General features: G+C 45.7%; 20 protein-coding genes. 11 read left to right on the top strand and 9 right to left on the bottom strand.

What is annotated here, in order from left to right:
• Positions 1 to 80 precede the first annotated feature (80 nt).
• A complete protein-coding gene (locus tag F0265_RS13580; RefSeq protein WP_171749286.1) occupies positions 81 to 1,784 on the top strand; it encodes a protein adenylyltransferase SelO family protein in 1,704 nt (567 codons plus the stop codon).
• A gap of 106 nt (positions 1,785 to 1,890) precedes the next feature.
• Here the strand turns inward: F0265_RS13580 and torA are convergent, their stop codons facing one another.
• Genes torA through torE form a run of 3 tightly spaced genes read right to left on the bottom strand, consistent with a single transcriptional unit; the run spans position 1,891 to position 5,792 of the window.
• Complete coding sequence (gene torA, locus F0265_RS13575) at positions 1,891 to 4,353, bottom strand: trimethylamine-N-oxide reductase TorA (protein ID WP_171749285.1); 2,463 nt, start codon at positions 4,351 to 4,353, stop codon at positions 1,891 to 1,893.
• 24 nt (positions 4,354 to 4,377) lie between these two features.
• Positions 4,378 to 5,562, bottom strand: a complete 1,185-nt coding sequence (gene torC / locus F0265_RS13570) for a pentaheme c-type cytochrome TorC (RefSeq protein WP_171749284.1) — start codon at positions 5,560 to 5,562, stop codon at positions 4,378 to 4,380.
• A gap of 50 nt (positions 5,563 to 5,612) precedes the next feature.
• Positions 5,613 to 5,792, bottom strand: a complete 180-nt coding sequence (gene torE / locus F0265_RS13565; protein ID WP_006962866.1) for a trimethylamine N-oxide reductase system protein TorE — start codon at positions 5,790 to 5,792, stop codon at positions 5,613 to 5,615.
• A gap of 484 nt (positions 5,793 to 6,276) precedes the next feature.
• On the opposite strand from torE, the gene F0265_RS13560 reads away from it, so the two are divergent.
• Both F0265_RS13560 and F0265_RS13555 read left to right on the top strand, forming a co-directional pair.
• Complete coding sequence (locus F0265_RS13560; RefSeq protein ID WP_171749283.1) at positions 6,277 to 7,074, top strand: ABC transporter permease; 798 nt, start codon at positions 6,277 to 6,279, stop codon at positions 7,072 to 7,074.
• A 215-nt stretch (positions 7,075 to 7,289) separates the two neighbouring features.
• On the top strand, positions 7,290 to 7,430 hold the full coding sequence (locus tag F0265_RS13555; protein ID WP_171749282.1) for a hypothetical protein: 141 nt from the start codon (positions 7,290 to 7,292) through the stop codon (positions 7,428 to 7,430).
• Between the two features lie 58 nt (positions 7,431 to 7,488).
• On the opposite strand, the gene focA is transcribed toward F0265_RS13555, so the two are convergent.
• Positions 7,489 to 8,331 carry a formate transporter FocA gene (focA, locus tag F0265_RS13550; protein ID WP_171749482.1) on the bottom strand — a complete coding sequence of 281 codons (843 nt, stop codon included), beginning with the start codon at positions 8,329 to 8,331 and terminating at the stop codon, positions 7,489 to 7,491.
• 457 nt (positions 8,332 to 8,788) lie between these two features.
• Here focA and F0265_RS13545 point away from each other — a divergent pair, with 457 nt between their 5' ends.
• Positions 8,789 to 9,022, top strand: a complete 234-nt coding sequence (locus tag F0265_RS13545; protein WP_171749281.1) for a TIGR02647 family protein — start codon at positions 8,789 to 8,791, stop codon at positions 9,020 to 9,022.
• Here the strand turns inward: F0265_RS13545 and F0265_RS13540 are convergent.
• Positions 9,015 to 9,791: a transporter substrate-binding domain-containing protein gene (locus F0265_RS13540; protein WP_171749280.1), complete on the bottom strand. Its 777-nt coding sequence runs from the start codon at positions 9,789 to 9,791 to the stop codon at positions 9,015 to 9,017. The genes F0265_RS13545 and F0265_RS13540 overlap by 8 nt on opposite strands.
• 182 nt (positions 9,792 to 9,973) lie before the next feature.
• On the opposite strand from F0265_RS13540, the gene F0265_RS13535 reads away from it, so the two are divergent.
• Both F0265_RS13535 and F0265_RS13530 read left to right on the top strand, forming a co-directional pair.
• On the top strand, positions 9,974 to 10,795 hold the full coding sequence (locus F0265_RS13535; protein WP_171749279.1) for an NAD-dependent epimerase/dehydratase family protein: 822 nt from the start codon (positions 9,974 to 9,976) through the stop codon (positions 10,793 to 10,795).
• A 15-nt stretch (positions 10,796 to 10,810) separates the two neighbouring features.
• Positions 10,811 to 11,443 carry a YdcF family protein gene (locus tag F0265_RS13530; protein ID WP_171749278.1) on the top strand — a complete coding sequence of 211 codons (633 nt, stop codon included), beginning with the start codon at positions 10,811 to 10,813 and terminating at the stop codon, positions 11,441 to 11,443.
• A gap of 52 nt (positions 11,444 to 11,495) precedes the next feature.
• Here F0265_RS13530 and clpA read toward each other — a convergent pair whose 3' ends face one another.
• Entirely contained in the window at positions 11,496 to 13,769 is a 2,274-nt protein-coding gene (gene clpA / locus F0265_RS13525; RefSeq protein WP_171749277.1) for an ATP-dependent Clp protease ATP-binding subunit ClpA, read from the bottom strand.
• Positions 13,770 to 13,811: 42 nt separating this feature from the next.
• Positions 13,812 to 14,132: an ATP-dependent Clp protease adapter ClpS gene (gene clpS, locus F0265_RS13520; protein ID WP_006962880.1), complete on the bottom strand. Its 321-nt coding sequence runs from the start codon at positions 14,130 to 14,132 to the stop codon at positions 13,812 to 13,814.
• A 464-nt stretch (positions 14,133 to 14,596) separates the two neighbouring features.
• Here clpS and cspD point away from each other — a divergent pair, with 464 nt between their 5' ends.
• Entirely contained in the window at positions 14,597 to 14,818 is a 222-nt protein-coding gene (gene cspD / locus F0265_RS13515) for a cold shock domain-containing protein CspD (RefSeq protein WP_006962882.1), read from the top strand.
• A 93-nt stretch (positions 14,819 to 14,911) separates the two neighbouring features.
• Here cspD and F0265_RS13510 read toward each other — a convergent pair whose 3' ends face one another.
• The gene (locus F0265_RS13510) at positions 14,912 to 17,137 is read right to left on the bottom strand and encodes an NADP-dependent isocitrate dehydrogenase (RefSeq protein WP_095665091.1); all 2,226 of its coding nucleotides are present in this window, start codon (positions 17,135 to 17,137) and stop codon (positions 14,912 to 14,914) included.
• A gap of 302 nt (positions 17,138 to 17,439) precedes the next feature.
• On the opposite strand from F0265_RS13510, the gene F0265_RS13505 reads away from it, so the two are divergent.
• Positions 17,440 to 18,132: a pseudouridine synthase gene (locus F0265_RS13505; protein WP_171749276.1), complete on the top strand. Its 693-nt coding sequence runs from the start codon at positions 17,440 to 17,442 to the stop codon at positions 18,130 to 18,132.
• Positions 18,133 to 18,211: 79 nt separating this feature from the next.
• Here the strand turns inward: F0265_RS13505 and aspS are convergent, their stop codons facing one another.
• On the bottom strand, positions 18,212 to 19,990 hold the full coding sequence (aspS, locus tag F0265_RS13500; protein ID WP_171749275.1) for an aspartate--tRNA ligase: 1,779 nt from the start codon (positions 19,988 to 19,990) through the stop codon (positions 18,212 to 18,214).
• Positions 19,991 to 20,265: 275 nt separating this feature from the next.
• On the opposite strand from aspS, the gene F0265_RS13495 reads away from it, so the two are divergent.
• From F0265_RS13495 to cmoB, 3 genes are all read left to right on the top strand, one after another.
• Entirely contained in the window at positions 20,266 to 21,132 is an 867-nt protein-coding gene (locus F0265_RS13495) for a DUF72 domain-containing protein (RefSeq protein ID WP_171749274.1), read from the top strand.
• Positions 21,133 to 21,225: 93 nt separating this feature from the next.
• Positions 21,226 to 21,963: a carboxy-S-adenosyl-L-methionine synthase CmoA gene (cmoA, locus tag F0265_RS13490; protein WP_019275892.1), complete on the top strand. Its 738-nt coding sequence runs from the start codon at positions 21,226 to 21,228 to the stop codon at positions 21,961 to 21,963.
• 65 nt (positions 21,964 to 22,028) lie between these two features.
• Positions 22,029 to 23,009, top strand: coding sequence for a tRNA 5-methoxyuridine(34)/uridine 5-oxyacetic acid(34) synthase CmoB (gene cmoB, locus F0265_RS13485; RefSeq protein WP_171749273.1), 981 nt, complete (start codon positions 22,029 to 22,031; stop codon positions 23,007 to 23,009).
• The last annotated feature ends 130 nt before the right edge of the window (positions 23,010 to 23,139 follow it).

The following is a 23,139-nucleotide window of genomic DNA, read 5'->3' as shown; positions in this document are numbered from 1 at the left end:
GCCGGCTATTGATGCCTTTTACCCATTACCGACGTATCATTGCTGATAGATTCTACTTGCCGCCAGGAATTATAAAAAGCATGAATAAACAGGAAGGGATGAAACGCCCAGTAGATATTGATACCTTGACCGATCTTGCTCAGGCCTCTGACTATTCTTTGCTCGATACGCTGATTTGCGACCCGGATGCAACGGAAGATGGTGAAGATCACTTCCCAAGGCAAGTGTTTTCAGGCCACTACGTGCCAGTGAAGCCTACTGCCATTTCTGACCCCATCTATGTCAGCCACAGTCGCCCGTTTTTTAAACAGCTGGGCTTGCATGACAACATTGCACTCACCGAGGAGTTCAAACAGCTATTTTCTGGCGATATGAGTCAGGTACCCGCTCCCATGCGCAGCATCGGCTGGGCGACAGGTTACGCCTTGTCTATCTTTGGCAATGAATACACCAAGCAGTGCCCATTTAGAACCGGCAATGGCTACGGTGATGGACGTGCTATCTCAGTCTTTGAAGGTATTCTCAACCACCAGCGTTGGGAAATGCAGTTAAAAGGCGGCGGCCCAACACCATACTGCCGCGGTGCAGATGGCAGAGCCGTTCTACGTTCAAGCGTCCGCGAATTCCTTGCCCAAGAACATATGCATGCACTTGGGGTTTCTTCGTCACGATCTTTAAGCTTGTTTGTATCCCAATCTGAAACGGTTGATCGCCCTTGGTATCGTGAAGGCTCTCGCTCTCAAGATCCTGATGTCATGGTCTCAAACCCTGTGGCAATCTCGACTCGCGTTGCGCCGTCTTTCTTGCGTGTTGGTCAACTTGAACTCTTTGGACGTCGCGCTCGTTGTCAGGAACATCCCAACGCGTTAGTCGAGCTGGAGATGATGGTTTTACACATGATTGAGCGAGAGTATAGCGATAAAATAGATGTTCACCTTCCTTTGGCTGACAAGGCGATCCGATTAGCCGTCGAGTTTCGCGAACGGCTCACGACATTAGTCACACACTGGCTACGCGTCGGTTACTGTCAGGGCAACTTTAACAGTGACAACTGTGCGGTAGGTGGCTTCACCTTAGATTATGGTCCTTTCGGGTTTTGTGAACGTTTCGAACCCTATTTTCAGCCTTGGACAGGTGGTGGCCGCCATTTTGCCTTCTTTAACCAGCCCTTGGCTGCCGAAAAAAACTTTGAATCTTTCTGCACCGCGATAGAGCCTTTATTGCAGTCTACCCCAGAACTCATCGAACAATTGGATGAGATTCGCGATGGCTTCTCTTCACTCATGCAAGAAAAAATCACTCAGATGTGGGCAGACAAATTGGGGCTAGACACCTTTGATGCTCCGCTGTTTAACTCGCTACTCGCTCTGATGATGAAGACCCATGTCGATTACACGATGTTCTTCCGCGAGCTTTGTAACATTCCAGAGGATGTCTCTGAAATTGCCAAGAGCTTTTACGCTGAGCCTGATGAGTCATTAGAAAATGAGTGGAGTGAGTGGTTAACATCATGGCATGAATCACTGAATGTTGAAAAAGGTATCGAGGTTATCTCTCGTAACATGAAGCAAGTGAACCCTAAATACACTTGGCGCGAGTGGCTTATTGTCCCCGCTTATGAGCTAGCTAGGCAGGGAGATTTTTCGCTTATCCATGAGTTAGAAGAGATATTAGCTGACCCGTATGGCGAACAATCCAAAGAGGTCGAAGAGAAATACTATAAGCTAAGACCGTTAGAGTATTTCGCAGCAGGCGGTGTCTCTCATTACAGCTGCTCTTCATAGAGCCTGCACCTACAAATTTAACAGCACTGAACCTTACTTAAGTAAGCAAAGCCAAGTTATAAAAAAACCAGCCAGAGGCTGGTTTTTTTATTCTCTACTTCGAAGTTTAAGCCACTTCGATTGGGCCACCGAATGAGGTTACAGGTGGAACCTTACCAGTGAACTTCTCGAAATCAACGATACAGGTGTTGGCAGAGGTCGCCTGAGCAAGCTCTGAAGAACCGATATCCATGGTTAGTGTGTTCGGGTCACCGTAGGTACAGATCGCACCTTCTTTCTCGTTTAGAGGACCATACCATGCGCCTTCTTCGATACGGATAACGCCACGAGAGTAGCTATCCATGAGAACAGCGCCTGCCAGCAATTGACCGCGGTCGTTAAACACACGAACCAAATCACCGTCTTTGATGCCTTTCTCTTTGGCATCCTGAGGGTTGATGTAAACCGGCTCACGACCTTGCACCGCGTAGGTTGCACGGAATTCTTCCGACTCACACATCTGCGAGTGCAGGCGTTTGTCAGGGTGACACGATTGTAGCCAGAATGGGAACTTGTCTGAACCCGGTCCACCGTGTGAACGTTCTGTCTTTTCAAACCACATTGGGTGTTCCTGACAGTGCTCATAGCCGTAACGGCCAATTTTACGAGACGTAATTTCAATGAAACCAGAAGGTGTGCCCAGCGCGTTGATTTCTGGATCTTCACGGAAATCAGCGTGGCGAACCCAAGGTTTACCTTCACCAAAATCTAGAACGCTCTGTTCCCAGAAATCATCGAACGATGGCATGTCGAACTTACCTTTGTTAGCCGCACGACAGTCATCATACAATGAACGAACCCATTGCATTTCATCCATACCACGCGTGTACTCGTTATGGCGACCAAATCGACGGCTGAGCTCGGTGAAGATCTCGAAGTCTGTCTTAGACTGGAACAATGGATCCACTAGACGGTGCATCGCAATCAGACCTTTACCTGAATATGAGCCGTAAACGTCGATGTCGTTACGTTCAAACTGGGTACAAGCTGGTAGCACAATGTCAGAGAATCGACACGTTGCCGTCCAAGCAAACTCGACGGTCACCACGGTCTGAAGCTGCTTGAAGGCTTTCTTCATGCGGTTACGATCTTGGTGGTGATGCCATGGGTTGTTACCCGAAATCACCATCATTTTGTAACCCGGTAACTTCACTTTACTGCCGTTGTAACGAATTTCTTTACCTGGCTCCAGTAGACAGTCAATCCAACGGGCAACAGGAATAGTTTTGCTGTAACCGTTGTAGTCGTTGTTGTCCCATTTTGGCTTCATACCTTGGTCAAGGTTACGTGGGAAACCACCCGGTGCTGCGAAACCAGTTGAAGGTACGCCGATACCAGAATAGTGGTGACCATAAGAAATACCGCCACCCGGAAGACCAATTTGACCGACCATCGCCGCCACAACTGCCGCCGCCCAATAAGGTTGCTCACCGTGCTCCTGACGCTGAATACACCATCCCATCAGGATCTGTGTGCGACCGTTAACCAGCATGCGGGCGAATTCACGGATCTTATCCGCGCTTACGCCACAGATTTCCGCCGCCCATTCAGGTGTTTTTTCAAGTTTGTCTTTCGTCTCACCTTGAACGTACTTAATGAACTCGTCGAAACCAAGACAGTAGGTATCAATGAATTTCTGATCGTGAAGCTCTTCGTTGTACAACACATGAGCGACTGCCAACATAAACGCGACATCAGTCATTGGGTTAATGTACAAGTGATCATTTTGTAGGAAACGCTGCGTCTTGTTCTTCACCGGATCAACAGAAAGCACGTTGATTTCGCCTTTAGCGACTTTCTCTTTCAATTGCTCCAAGTAAGGGAACGACTGGTGAGTTTCACAGTTCCAACCAACCTGAAGGTTCTTCACCGGATCATTAGCCCATAGGATGATGTTGTCTGAGTTTTCCAGAATCTCAGACCACGACGTACCTTGTGCGTAAACTTCCGTTGAGCCTAAAACGTAAGGCAGAATCGTCTGACCCGCACCTGTTGAGTAGTCACCAACTTTAGTAATGAAGTTACCATGCATACCTACCGCACGTTGCATGTGGCTGGTACAGCTATGGAATTGACCTGTCTGACGCCAACCAGTTTGGCCTGCGTGCAATGCCCAAGGTCCGTAGTCTTTCTGAATGCGCTCTAACTCACGGTAGAACAGATCCAAAGCTTCATCCCAAGTGACACGAATAAAACGGTTATCGCCGCGAGTTTCGGCGCTGTATTTGTGCTTTTTCAGCCAGTCTAGGCGCACCATTGGGTAGCGGACACGAGACGGGTTATAAATAACACCCTTGATACCGTTGATCATATCAGTTGGGTTGGTATCGGTTTCTAGCGGTTTGATCTCTTGAACTTTACCCGCGTAGATATGGGCGCGGAATGCGCCCCAGTGAGAACCGGAAACTTTCCAAGTTCCTGTTGTTTCAGCTGCGCTTGCAGAAGCAGATGCCAATAAGCTTGGACCGATTACTGACGCTGCACTGGTCGTTGCTACACCTTTAAGAAAACTTCTTCGTGTAATAGCCATTTCAATTACTCCATCCGACGCTTATTAGTGGTGACCTTCAGCAAAATCTGAAGAGTGCTTCTGTAGGTACTTCAATACTAGGGCTTCGCTGTCTGTGTCGAAGTTAACGAATGCAAGCATACCGTTGAACATACCTGGCCAAGTGTTCGCATCGAAGTGCGCTTCATCAGGCTGAGTGTGACAAACTGAACAGTTGGTCTTGTACGCTTCGCTCGCTTTTTCCCAGATTGGAGTAACGTCGTTCAGCATTGCTTCTTTTTTCATCCAAACCGTTGCAGCCACTTTCTCCCATGGAAGACCAGTTAGCTCATCCACCTTTTTCTCGCCTTTCGTCACAACATCGTCACTGGTTGCAGCTTCTTTAAGTAGTGAACCAACTGCGATGTTCATACCAAAGTCTTCCTGAATGACTCGACCAAAGCCTTTCGCTTTTCGCCAACCATCAATCTCAACTTTCATCATTTCGCCCTTGTCTTCTAGGACCGTAACTGTGGACGCAGGGTTAAGCAGACCCGCTTCTTCAGCACCCGTTTCATCAAAGTAGACAGGTAGGTGACGCACACTCACCAAAGCATTACCCACAGAGTAATCTGTGCTGGAAGTCAGCTGTTCAAGTTCACCGACGATACCGCCAATGTTTTCCATACCAGCAGGCAGTTTGTGTGCGATGCCTTTGTGACAATCAACACAGCTTTGATCTTTTTCCGCCGCTTGCTTCATTTGGATACGAGCCGTTGGTGACATCTGTTCGAAGTCCATCGACTCATAGTTGTGACAGTTTTTGCACTCTAAGGATTTGTTGGCAGAAAAACGATCCCATTCGTGTTTAGCAAGTTCGATACGACGCTCTTCAAATACACCGGGTTCGTCGTAGTTACCAAACACTTGGGCAAACACTTCTTTAGAGGCCTGCATCTTACGAGCGATTTTGTCTGTCCAATTGTGAGGAACATGACAATCAGGACAAGTTGCACGAACACCAGAGTGGTTTTTCCAGTGAACGGTTTCCTGAAGTTCAACGTATACGTTGTCACGCATGGTGTGACAGCTGATACAGAATTCTTCAGTGTTGGTGGCTTCTAGTGCTGTGTTGAAACCGCCCCAGAAGATAACACCTGCGATAAAGCCGCCCATAGTCAGCACGCCAAGGCTGATATGCACTGCAGGGCGCGTCATGGTGCGCCACAGTTTAACGATCAATGATTTCATGGTTTGCTCTCTTAAAATCTTTTCAAAAATGTGGAAATGAGCTCACTGGCTTACATGCCATGGGCGCCAGGTGGTCCGAAGAAGAACACTTGCAACATCCAAACAATGAATCCGTAGCCACCTACGAAAGCCACACTTAGAACTGGGAAGAGAACAACCGCAATGAAGAGAAAAGACTTCCACTCCAGCGAGCGTTTTTCGCCACTCTCAATTTTGTTAACATCACTCATACATTTGCCTATTTTGTATTTAGTGTTATTGGATAGCTCTTGTAACCGAGCTAACGTTTTTACAATCTCTAGGTAAAAATGTTAGACCATACTATTCGTAGGGTTCAATCAAATCCGCCCCACCACACCTTGTTATTCAACACTTTTTTGAGCTCATCCAGAGATGTGTTTGATTAATAATTCATATATCAATATGCATAAGGTTGTGAAAATTTATTAACAGCAGGATATTGTTAAAAACACAACCAACCGATAACAATCAAGCAACGTTTTACGTGGTTTTTCAGGGATGTAGCACGTCATTCACCCTCACAGGAACACGAAAATGTTAAACAGTTGTATCAGAATATGTATCAAGATCAGGCAACTTAAGTAGTGTAAAAATCGAGTTCTCTTGAATCAAAACGAGCAGTTTTTCGCGGAATTCGACCCTTGATAAAGTTTTTAGGTATACAATGCGCAATGAAATTTGGGAGGAGAAATCATGAGCGGCGTTGTAGATATTTCGTGGCCACTGCTGGCATTATTTTTTTGTACGCTAACGATCCCAATACTCATCAGTCGCTATTACCGACTCAATATCGAAAGAGAAGCGCTCATTAGCGTTGCGAGAATGACCATACAGCTATTGCTGGTCGGGGTGTACCTTCAGTACTTATTCACGATCAACAGCCTGCTTATCAACATTCTGTGGTTGCTGGTCATGACCTTAATCGGTGCGAGCTCCATCATCAGTAAGGCTAAACTGCCTAGGCGGCCTTTAATGTATCCGGTTACCACTGGGTTGCTGGTCGGCCTTTTACCTATGCTACTGCTCATCTGCGTCGTGATCGTCCAGCCACAACCACTCTTTAATGCACAGTACCTGATCCCTTTGGCGGGAATGCTGCTAGGGAATTCACTGAGCGGCAATATCGTCGCATTGCAGAGTATGTTTACCTCAATCGACACTCGACGCAGCGAATATGAGGCTGCGATTGCCTTAGGCGCTTCCCCACAATTCGCCACATTGCCGTTTGTCAGGGAGTCAATAAAAAAGTCCCTAGCTCCCACTTTGGCCTCAATGACCACCAGCGGCCTAGTGACCCTGCCGGGCATGATGACAGGCCAAATTTTGGGAGGAGCAAGCCCACTTATCGCGATCAAATATCAGCTAATGATCATGGTCGCGATCTTTGTCATGCTGTCCGTCTCTATCAGTTTGACCCTCAGCTTATCTGTTCGAAGCTGTATTTCTAAAGAAGGAAGAGTCTTAGTAGATCTCGATAACACGCCGTCTTGATGGTGAGGATCCACGAGTAGAAAAGATCTTATCCACAGAATCTGTGGATAACCATGTCATCCTATTCAGGATAACTTCGATTGTTCCTCACCTACGTATTCCAGCCAGTAAAAATTGTTAGTATTCATATGCATATAAACTAGTTCAAACGACGTCATAAAACCGTCAAATCCCGAGATTATGCTTCAGATATTCGATCTTGTGAGGATAAAAACATGCAACTTGGCGCTTGCTATCGCTCTAACGACGCAGTCCAACTGGAAGACGAAGATACTCGTGATTGGTTGGTCTCACTACCAGAAGAGATATTGGAAATGGATGACATCATTGAAGAGCCGTGGGGGCAGCTTCACTGAGATCCACAAGATCAAAAAAGGCTCGTGTTTCTACGAGCCTTCATTCAATCAGTCCGAGTTAGTCTCTCAGGTAAATCATCCAATACCACATCCCAACAAAGACACCACCCCCAATGATGTTACCGAGAGTCACAGGTATAAGGTTGTTGGTAATAAAATTGAGCAAATTCAGATCCGCGTAGTCAGCAATGTTTGCTCCTGTCATCTGCCAAAACTCGGCAGGTGCAAAGAACTTAATACCAATAGCCATCGGCACCTGAAACATGTTTGCGATGCAGTGCTCAAACCCAGCGGAAACGAACATCGCGACAGGTAAAATCATCACGGCAATTTTATCTGTCAGTGTCCGGCCACTGAATGTCATCCAAACCGCAATACAGACTAAGACATTACACATAATGCCCAGCGCGACCGCAGAGATAAAACTGTGATGCAGTTTATGCTGAGAGATGGCCATGGCGTTGAGACCGACTTGACCGTTATCGAACATATACTGCTTGGTTAGCAGCATACACACCACGAGCAACAGCGCGCCGATAAGGTTTCCACCGTACACGACGGCCCAGTTTTTCATCAGCATTTTCCACGTAATCTTGCCACTTGCACGAGCAACTAGGGTGAGAACTGAACTGGTAAACAATTCACCGCCAGTCACAACAACGAGGATCAAACCTAAGCTGAATGCTAATCCACCTAACAAGCGCGTAAGACCCCAAGGTAGGTCCCCAGCGCCTGTCGTCACTATGGTGTAGAAGACAAACGCGATACCAATATGAATACCTGCCGAAATGGCCAGAAGAAACGACTTCATCGGGTCTTTCGTCACTTTACCTACACCGATTTCAGCGGCACGTTCCGCCATCTGTGGCGGTAATAGAGAATCAAACTGGTTTAAGTTCATCATGGAAAAACATTTAAATTAATGTGGATTTGTGGGCGCGGATAATTACTCTTATTGTGATCAATTTCAAGCGTTAATTCCCTGCGCGCAATGAAGCTGCTTTAAAACAATAAAAACTTCGCGTGATTAACTGGTTTAAGATGATAAAAGAAGGTAAACCAAGAACATGACAAATCAATAATACTCAATATTATCAATCAGTTAAACATCATAGAAAGTCAGTAATATTTTCATCAAAGGCATTTAGTCAATTTCTTCATATCAACCTTCATCGTTATGAAGTTTAAGCATTAAGAAAAACACCTTAAACACAGTTAAACAGTTGGTCAATAACTAATCGAATTAACGTCTATTTTTATGCAAATTAAGGGGTAGATAACATTTCTCTCAGCCCATAATTGATGAATACCAATACGAGGATTATGGTTGTTTTAGTACTTTCTCTAAGGAAATCATTATGAAATATAACGCTGATAAGATCGCCGAGTTAAACCTTTTACTTCAATTCGACATTAGCAGCGCCGCGACTGGCATTAAAGTTCATCATGATGCATCAGAAGATATGCAATCGGCAGTGCAACGACTATTTGATAAGGGGCTGTGTACTTTACCTGACGGTGGTTACCTCACCGATGAAGGCATCGAAGTTGCCGAGCATGCAGACAAAATTTTACGTGTTTTATCTAGTTAGGTTTCTCTATTGTAGGAACACTGCTTAATGCGCGCTCATTGTCAGCCGGTTTTTTCAGCCGACTGACAATTGCGTCTATATCTATTTTTTCCAATCCTTGATTAAATATTTCTCTGATCGCCTCACCTTCAGGTTGGTTTTTAAACGCAATATAAAGCTGCTTGTTTTCAAGCAATCTTGCATTCATTCTCAGGCGTTTCCTCAACAGCTCCTCTCTCAGGTCAACACTGATGAGGTATTCCAAAACGTTTGGGTCAATCACAGCCGCATCCAGCCTTCCTTTAGCCACTTTATGAATGTTTCTGGTGTCATTAGCCGAGGCCTCAACCTGCAGGTGGCCTTCTGCAACCATTTGATCAAACTCTTTGGTATTCACATATCCTTGTACAACACCAATACGAAGGAATCGAAGATCCGACAGACTTTGCCACTCAATCGGAAAGCGAGTATTTTCAACAAAGCCCAATGGGCCACTGCCTATAGAGTCAGAGAAAACAAAGTCAGAAGTTTCAAAAAAATATTCGGGGAAATACCCCATATACTTGTCAGATTTAGTCGCTAACGCCACGGCTCTGACCCAAGGTTGGAAATCAACAACCAGTTCGTACCCCATTGCTGAAAAGGCCTCGCGAGCAACGGCAACAGAGTAGCCATTCTCAGGCAAGTCTGCGCCCGAATAAGGTGGCCACTCCAGAGATGTCATATAAACTTTTTGTTCAGCCGTTACACTTGAACAAAACAAGACGGCCAATAACAAACACCACTTCATACACTTACCTAAAAAGTCGGGTGTCAAAACGCACCCAATACTTAATAATAGACTCAATAATAAGAGATGGAACTGGTTGGTATTGGCGAAATAAAGGGGATGAAATCCTAAAACTCACTGTTGATTATTCTCAACGTCTTTAAGATAGTTAAATGGAAACTCACTTTGGACAAGGACTTAGTGTGAAAAACATATTGATCATTGGTGGTGGATGGCTAGGTAAGCCTCTCGCCCATTACCTAGAAACCATCGGACACAAAGTGTATGTGAGCCGCACTACTGACGCTGGTGTAGTAGAACTCGAAGCTCAACATCTCACAGGGCTCAAAATCGACTTACAGAGTGGCCCAGATACTATTGCTCAAGTCATCAGCGACACTCAAGCAGACATTGTGATTGGCTGTTTTCCCCCGGGGTTTAGAAAAGGGATGGGACAACAGTACGCTCAACACTGGAATATGCTCTGCCAGGCTTGTCTGCACGCTCAAGTTAAGAAAATCATCATGGTCAGCTCGACCACTGTGTACCCCAACCTAGCCGACGCCTTAGATGAAGATGCAGCCTCTCTCAATAGAGCGCACAACAGCAGCTTATTTTCAGAAAAAGCAACCATGATGCTGCAAGCCGAGCAGTACGTGATTGATTCAGAACTTGATTACGGCATTGTACGTTGTAGTGGGCTCGTTGGGCCTGATCGCCACCCTTCTCGCTTTGTCGACAAGTTGAAACAAGTCAGTGAACTTGCTCCAGCCAATATGCTGCATCTGACCGATGCAATAGGAGCAACCAGCTTCGTTGCGCTCAACTGTAAGAACGTTGTCATCAATGCGACGACACCCAACACGGTTAGCAAGGCTGAGTTTTATCAAGCGGCACTCAACAGTGCCGGCTCCGATGTGCGCCTACCACCCGTTGTACAGCAAGCAGACAAACGAATTCTGGCTGATCGCTTGCAAAGATTAGGTTATCGCTTTCATTACCAGCACACTTTAGAACTTGTATAACACTGGGAATCCGATATGAGTACCAAGCTTTTCCAACACATCGAAAACCTTTGGGATTACATGCAGCTCGCTCAGCCATTGCGTAAAGCTGACTGTCTATTTGTGCTTGGCAGCAACGACGTTAGGGTTGCAGAACATGCAGCAAAACTTTATCACGATGGTTGGGCAACCAAGATTGTATTCTCTGGTGGCGTCGGACGACTGACAGACGGTATTTTTGATCAAACCGAGGCGCATACTTTTGCAGCCATCGCTAAAGATCTTGGTGTACCCTCAGCCGATATCATCCTCGAAGATCAAGCGACCAATACCGGTGAAAATGTTCAGTTAACGGCCAAACTTCTCACCAAGCTTCGCTGCAATTTTCGTTCATTCATCTTGGTCCAAAAGCCCTACATGGAGAGGCGAACTTACGCCACTTTCATGAAACAATGGCCAAATGAAGTCGACCATGTCTGCGTAACGTCCCCTAAAACCACCTTCATTGATTACTTTAGTGAAGAAATATCTCTAGATGTTACCGTCGAAGCTATGCTGGGTGATTTTGAACGAATCAAAGAATACCCCAAAAAAGGTTTCCAGATAGAACAAGAAATCCCACCACACGTTGAAACGTCCTATCTCGCACTAAAATCCGTTTTCAATTGATACAAAAAAGCCAGAGCTTCAAACGCTCTGGCTTTTTCATTAAACACACGACTTAGTGTACAGCCGCCTCTTTTTCACTTAAGTATTTAAACTTAAGCTCATCTTTCTTCAGGTTGACTTTCACGGTGCCGCCGTCGACCAACGTACCGAACAGCAGCTCATTGGCAAGAGGTTTCTTAAGTTGTTCTTGAATAACACGTCCCATAGGACGCGCACCCATCGCCTTGTCGTAACCTTTTATTGCTAACCAATGGCGAGCATCATCCGATACTTCCAGTGATACACCACGCGCATCCAGTTGCGCCTGAAGTTCGACAATAAACTTATCAACCACCTGGTGGATAACATGTTCATCAAGGCTGTTAAACCAGATGATGTTGTCCAGACGGTTACGGAATTCTGGTGTAAACACCTTCTTGATCTCTGATATCGCATCATGGCTGTGATCCTGCTGGATCAGACCGATGGATTTCTTGACCGTTTCCTGAACACCTGCGTTGGTTGTCATCACAAGAATGACGTTACGGAAGTCCGCTTTGCGACCGTTATTATCCGTCAAGGTACCATTATCCATAACCTGAAGAAGCAGGTTAAAGATATCTGGGTGCGCTTTTTCAATCTCATCCAGAAGAACAACAGAGTGTGGGTGTTTGATTACCGCATCGGTTAACAAACCACCTTGATCGTAACCTACATATCCAGGTGGAGCACCTATCAAACGGCTCACAGAGTGACGTTCACCGTATTCAGACATATCGAAACGAAGTAGCTCAATGCCCATCAATTTAGACAGCTGAACCGTGACTTCCGTTTTACCCACCCCAGTTGGGCCTGCAAACAAGAATGAACCCACAGGTTTGTTATCGGCACCAAGACCAGCACGCGTTAGCTTGATGGCTTCGCTCAGAACGTCGATGGCATCATCCTGCCCAAATACCAGCATCTTCATCTTCTCATCCAGATTCTGAAGAATCTCTTTATCGGAAGAAGACACAGACTTTTCAGGAATACGAGCCATTTTCGCTACCATAGCCTCAATGTCGGCCACACCAACAGTTTTCTTACGACGGCTCGCAGGCGCTAGACGATGTCGAGCACCAGCCTCATCAATCACGTCGATCGCTTTATCTGGCAAGTGACGCTCGTTGATGTATTTCGCCGAAAGTTCTACCGCAGCACGCAGTGCTTTATTGGTGTAACGCACTTCATGGTGAGCTTCATACTTAGGCTTGAGACCCATCAGGATTTTTGTTGTGTCATCAAGTGATGGTTCAACAATATCAATCTTCTGGAAACGGCGAGACAGAGCTCGTTCTTTTTCAAAGATATTGCTGTATTCCTGATACGTGGTTGATCCGATACAACGTAATTTACCACTACTTAGCAGAGGCTTAATCAGGTTAGCTGCATCGACCTGGCCACCAGATGCTGCACCAGCACCGATAATGGTATGGATTTCATCAATGAAAAGAATCGCGTCGTCTTCTTTCTCTAGCTGCTTAAGAATGGCTTTGAAACGTTTTTCAAAATCGCCACGATACTTGGTGCCAGCCAGTAACGAACCAATATCCAGAGAATAAATTACACTATTCTTAATAATTTCAGGCACTTGCCCTTCAACAATTCTCCACGCTAAGCCTTCTGCAATGGCTGTTTTACCAACGCCCGCTTCACCCACTAGAAGTGGGTTGTTTTTACGGCGGCGACACAATACTTGAATGGTTCTTTCTAGCTCTTTATCACGACCAATGAGTGGATCAATCTGGCCTTGCTTAGCAAGCTGATTCAAGTTGGAAGCAAAACTCTCTAGGCGCTCTTCCGAACTGGCTTCTTCAGTACTGTCACTGCTACTGAAAGAATCCGATGAAGAGGAATCATCACCAGAGCTTGATGCTTTAGTAATACCGTGGGAAATAAAGTTAACGATATCCAGACGACTAATATCATTCTTCTTCAGAAGGTAAGCCGCATGAGATTCTTGTTCACTAAAGATAGCGACCAACACGTTGGCGCCTGTTACTTCACTGCGTCCTGAGGATTGCACGTGGAACACCGCGCGCTGCAGAACACGTTGGAAACTTAATGTAGGTTGGGTTTCGCGAGTTTCGTCATTTTCAGGGATAAGAGGAGTTGTCTGATCAATGAAGATATCTAACTCGCTTCTTAGTGCATCGATATCTGCCTGACAGGCAAGAAGGGCTTCCCTTGCAGCATCGTTTTCTAACAATGCTAGCAGGAGGTGCTCGACAGTCATGAACTCATGTCGTTTGTCTCTAGCGCGGGAGAATGCGCCGTTTAGACTCGACTCTAACTCTTTATTCAGCATAAGTACCTCCTTTGGCAGCAACTTGGGTTGCTTGATTCAGCTTTACGCTTGCTCCATTGTACAAAGCAAAGGATGCTCGTTTTCTTGAGAATACATAGTGACTTGCGCTACTTTGGTTTCCGCGACTTCGGCAGTGAACGTGCCACATATCGCTTTGCCTTCGTAATGCACTTTGAGCATCACTTGTGTTGCCTTGTCTATATCCATAGAGAAAAAACGCTCTAGGATTTCAATCACAAAGTCCATTGGTGTGTAATCATCGTTATTCAAAACAACGTTATACATGGACGGCGGCTTTACTTTTGTTTTTTCTAGCTCCAGTAAATCAGAGTCTGGAGTGACCCATTCAAATTGCTTGCTCATGACTAATCGTGTTTAGAAAGTTGCTTAAGATAATTTTACCACTTCACTGTGCGGAAGTTATCGATTTAGCTCTTATAAGTAAGAACAAATTGAGCCAAGCAAATTTGTGCCCTTACTTAGAGACTAATGCAGCAATTGTATCGCTGCAAATAAAAGATTTCTATCAAACAGCATTCTCTATCTAATTGATTAAAAAGACACCAAAAACCATTCAGAGCATAAATACAACAGACCGGATTACGCTGAAATTCGTTGCAAAAATGTAAATCTTAAAAGTGATTTGTTTGCAAATATGTTGAGTGTGATACGTTTTTCCTATTGACTGAACTCAATCATTGGCTACATTGGTCAAATAGTGACTCAAAATTTGGCAGCGGCTGAATGGATATTCACTTTTTGTTTACACACGGAATCATCGTGTAATCACACAACTTCAGTAACAATATGCATGAGGGATGTATAGCATGGCTACAGGTACAGTAAAATGGTTTAACAACGCCAAAGGATTTGGTTTTATCTGTCCGGAGGGTGAAGACGGTGATGTTTTCGCGCATTACTCCACAATCAAAATGGATGGGTATCGTACTCTGAAAGCAGGCCAACAAGTCACATTTGAAGTGGAAGAAGGTCCTAAAGGGTATCACGCAAGTTCTGTGGTACCAGTAGAAGCTCAAGCCATTAAATAATACGCTGCCAAACAACGTTCGACACCTAAGGTGTCGCAATGGAGAAATAAAAAACCCGCCACTTGGCGGGTTTTTCAATTTCAAAATGACTAATTAGTCATTGATGATAGCGTTTAATGTTGCGCTTGGACGCATCAGCGGTGCAGCTTTATCAAACTCAGGTGCGTAGTAACCACCCAGTTCACCTGCCACGCCCTGCGCGCCGTTAAGCTCAGCAACGATAGCGTCTTCTTTTGAAGATAGCGCTTCAGCAACAGGAGCAAACTCTGCTGCTAGGTCTGCATCAGCAGTTTGAGCTGCTAGTGCTTGTGCCCAGTATGTAGCTAGGTAGTAATGGCTTCCACGGTTGTCCAACTCACCGACTTTACGCGAAGGTGACTTGTTGTTATCCAAGAATTCACCCGTTGCTTTGTCTAGTGCATCAGCCAGTACCTGAGCTTTAGCATTGCCAGTCACTGTGCTTAGGTGCTCTAGAGACGCCGCTAGTGCAAGGAATTCACCCAGAGAGTCCCAACGTAGGTGGTTCTCTTTCTCAACCTGTTGAACGTGCTTAGGTGCCGAACCACCCGCTCCAGTTTCAAACAGACCACCACCATTCATTAGTGGCACGATTGAAAGCATTTTAGCTGACGTACCAAGCTCTAGAATCGGGAATAAGTCCGTTAGGTAATCACGCAGTACGTTACCTGTTACAGAAATAGTATCCTGACCTTCTTTGATGCGCTCTAGAGAGAACTTACATGCATCCAGTGGTGCTAGGATCTTGATTTCTAGACCTGCTGTATCGTGGTTAGGTAGGTAAGCATTCACCTTCTTGATTAGCTGAGCGTCGTGTGCACGATTTTCATCTAACCAGAACACTGCTGGTACACCTGTTGCGCGAGCACGTGTTACCGCCAGTTTCACCCAGTCTTGAATCGGAGCGTCTTTCACCTGACACATACGGAAGATATCGCCTTCCTCAACCGCTTGCTCTAGTAGTACTGCACCAGCAGCGTCAACAACACGGATTGTACCGGCTTGGTCAAGAATGAAAGTCTTGTCGTGAGAACCGTACTCTTCCGCTTTCTGAGCCATTAGACCTACGTTTGGCACGCTACCCATTGTCGTTGGATCAAACGCACCGTTTTCTTTGCAGAAATCGATAACCGCTTGATAGATGCTTGCGTAGCTACGATCAGGAATCATCGCTTTAGTGTCTTTCTGCTTACCATCTGGACCCCACATTTGGCCAGAAGAACGTAGCATTGCAGGCATAGAAGCATCAACGATGATGTCGCTTGGCACGTGGAGGTTAGTGATACCACGATCTGAATCAACCATAGCTAGTGGAGGCTGAGTTTCGTATACGGCTTGCAGCGCAGCTTCGATTTCTTCTTTTTGAGCAGCTGGTAGGGAGGCAATTTTAGCGTAAACATCGCCAATACCGTTGTTCACGTCTACGCCTAGCTGATCAAATACGTCACCGTATTTAGCGAACACATCTTTGTAGTAAACTTTAACCGCGTGGCCGAAGATCACTGGGTCAGACACTTTCATCATGGTCGCTTTCATATGAAGCGATAGCAGAACATCTTGCTGTTTCGCATCAGCAATTTCTTTTTCAAAGAATTCTACTAATGCTTTTTTGTTCATTACTGAACAATCAATGATTTCTTGGTCTTGCAGAGCGAAAGGCGCTTTAAGCTCTTTAACCGCACCGTCAGCGGCAGTGAATTCGATTTTAACTTCCGTCGCACCTTCTACCGTGTGAGACTTTTCGCTACCAAAGAAATCGTTACCAGACATGCTTGATACATGGGATTTAGAATCTTTAGACCACGCACCCATTGAATGAGGGTTTTTCTTCGCGTAGTTCTTAACCGACAGTGGCGCACGACGGTCTGAGTTACCTTCACGTAGTACAGGGTTTACTGCGCTACCTTTGATTTTGTCGTAAGTCGCTTTGATGGCTTCTTCTTCATACGTGCTTGGCTCTTCAGGGTAGTTAGGCAGATTGTAGCCTTTGTCCTGAAGCTCTTTGATTGCCGCTTTAAGCTGTGGGATAGAAGCAGAAATGTTTGGAAGTTTGATGATGTTAGCTTCAGGCGTTTTCGCTAGCTCACCCAGCTCAGCCAGTGCGTCACCAATGCGTTGTTCTTCAGTCAAATGCTCTGGGAAGTTTGCAATAATACGCCCAGCTAGAGAGATATCACGAGTATCAACATCAATACCAGATGAAGCCGTGAAAGACTGAATGATTGGTAGCAGTGAATACGTTGCTAGTGCAGGAGCTTCATCAGTGATGGTGTAAATAATTGTAGGTTTTTCTGTAGGCATGAAATTTCCCTATTGTTCTTACAAAGCCCGTCGGATGAACGGCTTTGGGTTGTGTGTCCGCCAACAAGTTGAATTGTCATCCCCTCACTTGTTTGCGATTTATTGTCTCTTTTGTTTTTTCCTTACGTTTGCTTAAGCGTAAGATCCGTGAGAACTGTACTTTTATAATTAAACAAAATCGGAAGAATAGTCTATTATCTTGTGCACCAATCCTGTTTTCGGGCGCGCACATCATAGCCTAAAACGGATGGTTTTGAAAATTTTCGCCCACACTTCGTTTACATTTTTGCAAGGTAGTTAACATGTCACCACGCTCACGCAGTGAGTCCTCCTCGCCCTCTTCTCGTTCGCGTAAACCCGGTTTTAAACGCCCAGCTTCGACCAATAAAACCAAGCATCATTCATCAAAGAACCGTAAAAAACCGGTGAGCAGTAAGCCTAAAATCTCGCCCAAAGATCGCAAGGTGATCGTGTTTAATAAACCATTTGATACTTTGAGCCAATTTACTGATGGCGAAGGCCGAAAAACACTCGCTGACTTTATCCCAGTAAAAGATGTCTATGCCGCTGGACGCTTAGATAGAGATAGCGAAGGCCTATTGGTACTGACTAATGATGGCATATTGCAGGCAAAGCTGACTCAACCAAAATCTAAGTCACCGAAAACGTATTGGGTGCAAGTTGACGGTGCACCGTCAGAGTCTGACCTCGATAAATTAAGGAAAGGGGTTGAGCTTAAAGATGGCATGACTCTCCCCGCAAAAGTTGAAGTGATGGCAGAGCCCAGTGTATGGGAACGCACCCCTCCCGTTCGCTTTAGAGCTAACATTCCGACTACTTGGCTGGCTATCACTATTATCGAAGGACGAAACCGTCAGGTTCGCCGCATGACGGCCAATATTGGCTTCCCTACCCTACGTCTAATTCGATACTCAATGGGCGATATTGAGCTAGGTGAATTGCAGCCAGGTGAATGGAAAGAAATCCTGATCTAAATGCAGGCACGATGACTCCGCACATACAAAAACGGCGCTTCAATTGAAGCGCCGTTTACTTTTTCTATGAACGAAAAGCTTATTCTGCGTCTTTCTCTTTTGCAGCCGTTACTGCAATCGCAAGCTCTTCCAGTGCAGCTGGGTTTGCAACACTTGGTGCATCAGTAAGTAGACACGCCGCGGCTGTTGTTTTAGGGAACGCGATAACATCACGGATGTTCTCTGTACCACATAGCAGCATAACCAGACGGTCTAGGCCGAATGCAAGACCAGCGTGTGGAGGCGTACCAAATTTCAGAGCGTCAAGCAGGAAACCAAACTTAAGCTGCTGTTCTTCTGCGTCGATACCAAGAATATCAAACACGGCTGCCTGCATTTCTGCGTTGTGAATACGAACAGAACCACCACCAACTTCGTAGCCGTTGATAACCATATCGTAAGCATTTGAGTTCGCTGCTGCTGGGTTTGCTTTCAATTCTTCAGCATTCACACCTAATGGAGAAGTGAATGGGTGGTGCATTGCGTGCAGGTTGCCTTCGTCGTCTTCTTCGAACATTGGGAAGTCAACAACCCATAGCGGTGCCCAAGCGTTCTCGTCTGTTAGTTCAAGGTCTTTACCCAGTTTCAGACGAAGTGCACCCATTGCTTCTGCAACTGTGTTCGCTTTATCTGCACCGAATAGAATGATGTCGCCTGATTCAGCTTGAGTGCGATCCAGAATGCCGTTGATCACATCTTCATTTAGGAACTTAGCCACTGGAGATTGGATACCTTCCATACCTGCAGCGCGGTCGTTAACCTTCATCCATGCCAGACCTTTCGCGCCGTAGATGCCAACGAACTCACCGTAGCCATCAATCTGCTTACGAGTCAGAGAAGCCCCACCCGGTACGCGAATTACTGCAACTCGACCTTTCTCATCGTTTGCAGGGCCTGAGAATACTTTGAACTCAACGTCTTTCACTAGATCAGCAACGTCGACTAGCTCTAGTGGGTTACGTAGATCTGGTTTATCGCTACCGAAACGACGAATCGCTTCAGAGAAAGGCATCACTGGGAATTGCCCTAGGTCTACGTTTAGTAGCTCTTGCCACATATCGCGAACCATTTTCTCAGTGGTTGCACGAACTTCATCAGCCGTCATGAAAGACGTTTCGATATCGATCTGAGTGAACTCTGGTTGACGGTCAGCACGTAAGTCTTCATCACGGAAACACTTAACGATTTGGTAGTAACGGTCAAAACCAGACATCATTAGCAGCTGTTTGAATAGCTGTGGAGACTGAGGAAGCGCGTAGAAGCTGCCTTTGTGAACGCGGCTAGGTACTAAGTAGTCACGTGCGCCTTCAGGGGTCGCTTTAGTTAGTACTGGAGTTTCAATGTCTAGGAAGCCATTGTCATCTAGGAAACGACGAACAAAGCTAGAAGCTTTAGCACGTAGCTTAATGCGGTCACTCATTTCAGGGCGACGAAGATCTAGATAACGGTACTTTAGACGCTGCTCTTCCGAGTTCTTCTGGTTGAAGTCTAGAGGCAGAACGTCTGCACGGTTGATGATTTCAAGACCTTTTGCGATGATCTCAACTTCACCCGTCGCCATGTCTTTGTTGACCTGACTTTCTGGACGAACACGGACTTCACCTGTCAGCTTGATACAGAATTCATTACGAAGTGTGTTAGCTACTTCATACGCATCTGCCATATCTGGATCAACAACTACCTGAACGACGCCTTCACGATCTCGCATATCGATAAAAATAAGACCGCCTAAATCACGACGACGGTTAACCCAGCCGCAAAGTTCTACAGTTTGTCCTGCAAGGGACTTGTTCAGGTGACCACAGTAATGGGTACGCATAATGAATTTCCCAATCTCTTTAAATTTGTTAATTACTCGATATCAGCGTTTCCTAGCTGATAGCGCAAAGATCCATTTATACGCTGAAAGTCATTCAAAATCGACTACTCAGAATACAATTTATTGCTATTTATCCGGTTTTGATGCTTTTTAGCGCAATAAAAGAGCAAAACCACATCAATCAGAAAAAATTGGCGCTGATTATAGCTTGAAAGTACCGTTCTCTTCAAAACTCTCGTAAAGTGGTTAAGCGTTAAAGGTAGAGATGGCTCGATATGGATGGATTACCCCTTAGACTTGGCTTGACCATGTGGTCGCACAACAACTGGCAACAAAGCTTCTACGGCAGTGGCACTAAGCCCGCAGAAAGGTTAGAAAAGTACGCTCAGGTTTTCCATACTGTCGAAGGGAACACGACATTTTACGCCACACCAAGTATTTCAACCGTGCAGAACTGGCGAGCTGCGACGCATGATGATTTCAAGTTCACTTTTAAGCTGCCTAAAGCGATCACTCACCAACAAATGCTACGAGGCAGCCAAGGGCCACTCAACGAGTTCATGCAAATCATGGCACCTTTGCATGACCGTATCGGACAGTGGACCATTCAGTTGCCAGCGGCTTTTGGCCCAGAGCATCTAAACGATCTGCAAAGATTCTGCGATTTTTTCCCGCCAAACTTCGCTATTGGCGTTGAAGTTCGACACCCCGCTTTTTTCGCTAAAGGTGAGGAAGAGCGTCAATTGAACCAGTGGCTGCACGAGAAAGGCTACGACCGGATAATCATGGATAGCCGGCCTGTGTTTGCAGCAAAGCCGGACAATGAAGCCATCATTGATGCACAGCAAAAGAAACCTAAAGTCCCAGTGCACGCTATCGCCACAGCCTCACACCCTATGATTCGCTTTATCGGTCATCCAACGGAGTCTGAAAACTATGCTTTTTTCACCCCTTGGCTGAAAAAGCTGCCACAGTGGATAGCCGAAGGTAAGCAACCTTATGTAATGATTCATACCGCCGACAATATTATTGCGCCAGAACTTGCGAGTAATTTGTACAAAATGCTGCAAAACGATACTCAATTGCCTGACTTATCAGCATTCCCGGCAAATGATGGCAATTCGCAGTTACAGATGTTCTGAGTAGAATTGTCTCAACACATGACACGGGCGCGATTTTCTCATAAAATACGCGCCTTTTTTGATGCCACTGCGAAACTTGTCAGAGAATCGATTATGAACCCTAAGAGCAATCCAGATACGATGTTTTCCGCTCCTATCGATAAAATAGGAGACTTCACGTTTGATGAGCGTGTTGCAGAAGTCTTTCCTGATATGATTCAGCGTTCTGTTCCTGGGTACAGCAATATCATCTCTGCCATTGGCATGCTGGCCGAAAGGTTCGTTAAACCGCATTCAAACATTTACGATCTTGGCTGCTCACTCGGCGCCGCGACGTTGTCCATGCGTCGTCATATTCAACAGGAAGGTTGCCAAATCATTGCAGTCGATAACTCGTCCGCCATGGTTGAGCGTTGTAAACTGCACGTCAATGCTTACCGCAGCGATACACCTGTGGATGTGGTAGAAGCAGACATTCGCAATATTGAAATCCAAAACGCTTCTGTCGTGGTACTCAATTTCACGCTTCAGTTTCTGTCACCTCAGGATAGATATACATTGCTAGAGAAAATCTATGCTGGTCTTCGTCCGGGGGGCATTTTGATCTTGTCAGAAAAGTATGTGTTCGAAGATCAAGTGTCTAATGAACTGCTCATCGACCTTCATCATGACTTTAAGCGCGCCAACGGGTACAGCGAATTAGAAATCAGCCAGAAGCGCAGTGCGATTGAAAACGTCATGCGCCCTGATTCGAAAAAGGAACACAAAGAGCGTTTTGCCGAAATCGGCTTTAGTAGCTTCGATGTCTGGTTCCAATGTTTCAACTTTGGTTCAATGTTCGCGATAAAGTAGCGAAAAATGAGTCGTTCGCTCAGTATGTTGGGCTAAATTGTTTAATTTATTATCAGTGAAAAACTATGTTTAACTTTGCCAATTTTTATCAGTTAATTGCCACGGATACGCGCCTCCAGCCATGGCTTAATGTTTTACCTCAGCAGCTAACCGATTGGCAAAACGCAGAGCATGGTGATTTTGGTCGCTGGCTAAAAGCACTCAACAAAATCCCTGAAGGTTCACCTGATCAGGTTGATCTGAAGCACTCTGTCACTATTGCGAACGATACTCCATTCCATACTGGTGAGCTGAAAAAGCTAGAAAACCTACTCCGTACGTTCCACCCTTGGCGTAAAGGCCCATATCATCTGCACGGCATTCACATTGATACAGAGTGGCGCAGCGATTGGAAATGGGATCGCGTGCTACCACATATCTCACCACTTAAGAACCGCAGTGTCCTCGATGTTGGCTGTGGCAACGGCTACCACATGTGGCGAATGCTGGGAGAAGGTGCGCGCTTGTGTGTCGGTATCGACCCATCACATTTGTTCCTGATTCAGTTTGAAGCAGTACGCAAGCTAATGGGCGATAACCAACGTGCGCATTTGCTGCCACTAGGTATCGAACAGCTACCGAAACTTGAAGCATTTGATACCGTATTCAGCATGGGCGTTCTTTACCACCGCCGCTCCCCACTCGACCACTTGATTCAGCTTAAAGATCAGCTTGTACCGGGTGGTGAGTTGATTTTGGAAACGTTAGTCATTGAAGGTGATGAGACTTCCGTACTTGTACCAGTTGATCGCTATGCTCAAATGCGTAATGTCTACTTCTTCCCTTCTTCAAAAGCACTCAAAGTGTGGCTAGAGCAAGTCGGATTTGAGGATGTACGCATCGTTGATGAAAACGTCACTTCTGTCGATGAGCAGCGCACAACCGACTGGATGACACACAATTCCCTGCCAGACTATCTTGATGCCAACGACCCAAGTAAAACAGTGGAAGGTCATCCAGCACCTCGTCGAGCGGTACTCGTCGCTAAAAAACCTAATTATGATTAATTATTGACAGACTCCTAACTTTTTAGGTCCTTCAAATACTTAATCTAAACACTAAAAGACTCTAAAATTTAGGATGCTGACTGCGTCCTATTTTTTTGCAGTGCATCACTAATCAATACTCAATCCAATC

Source organism: Vibrio sp. RE88, assembly GCF_013113835.1.
GTDB lineage: Bacteria > Pseudomonadota > Gammaproteobacteria > Enterobacterales > Vibrionaceae > Vibrio.
The sequence above is the reverse complement of the archived record's forward strand: the minus strand, read 5'-3'. Positions and strand labels throughout refer to the sequence as shown.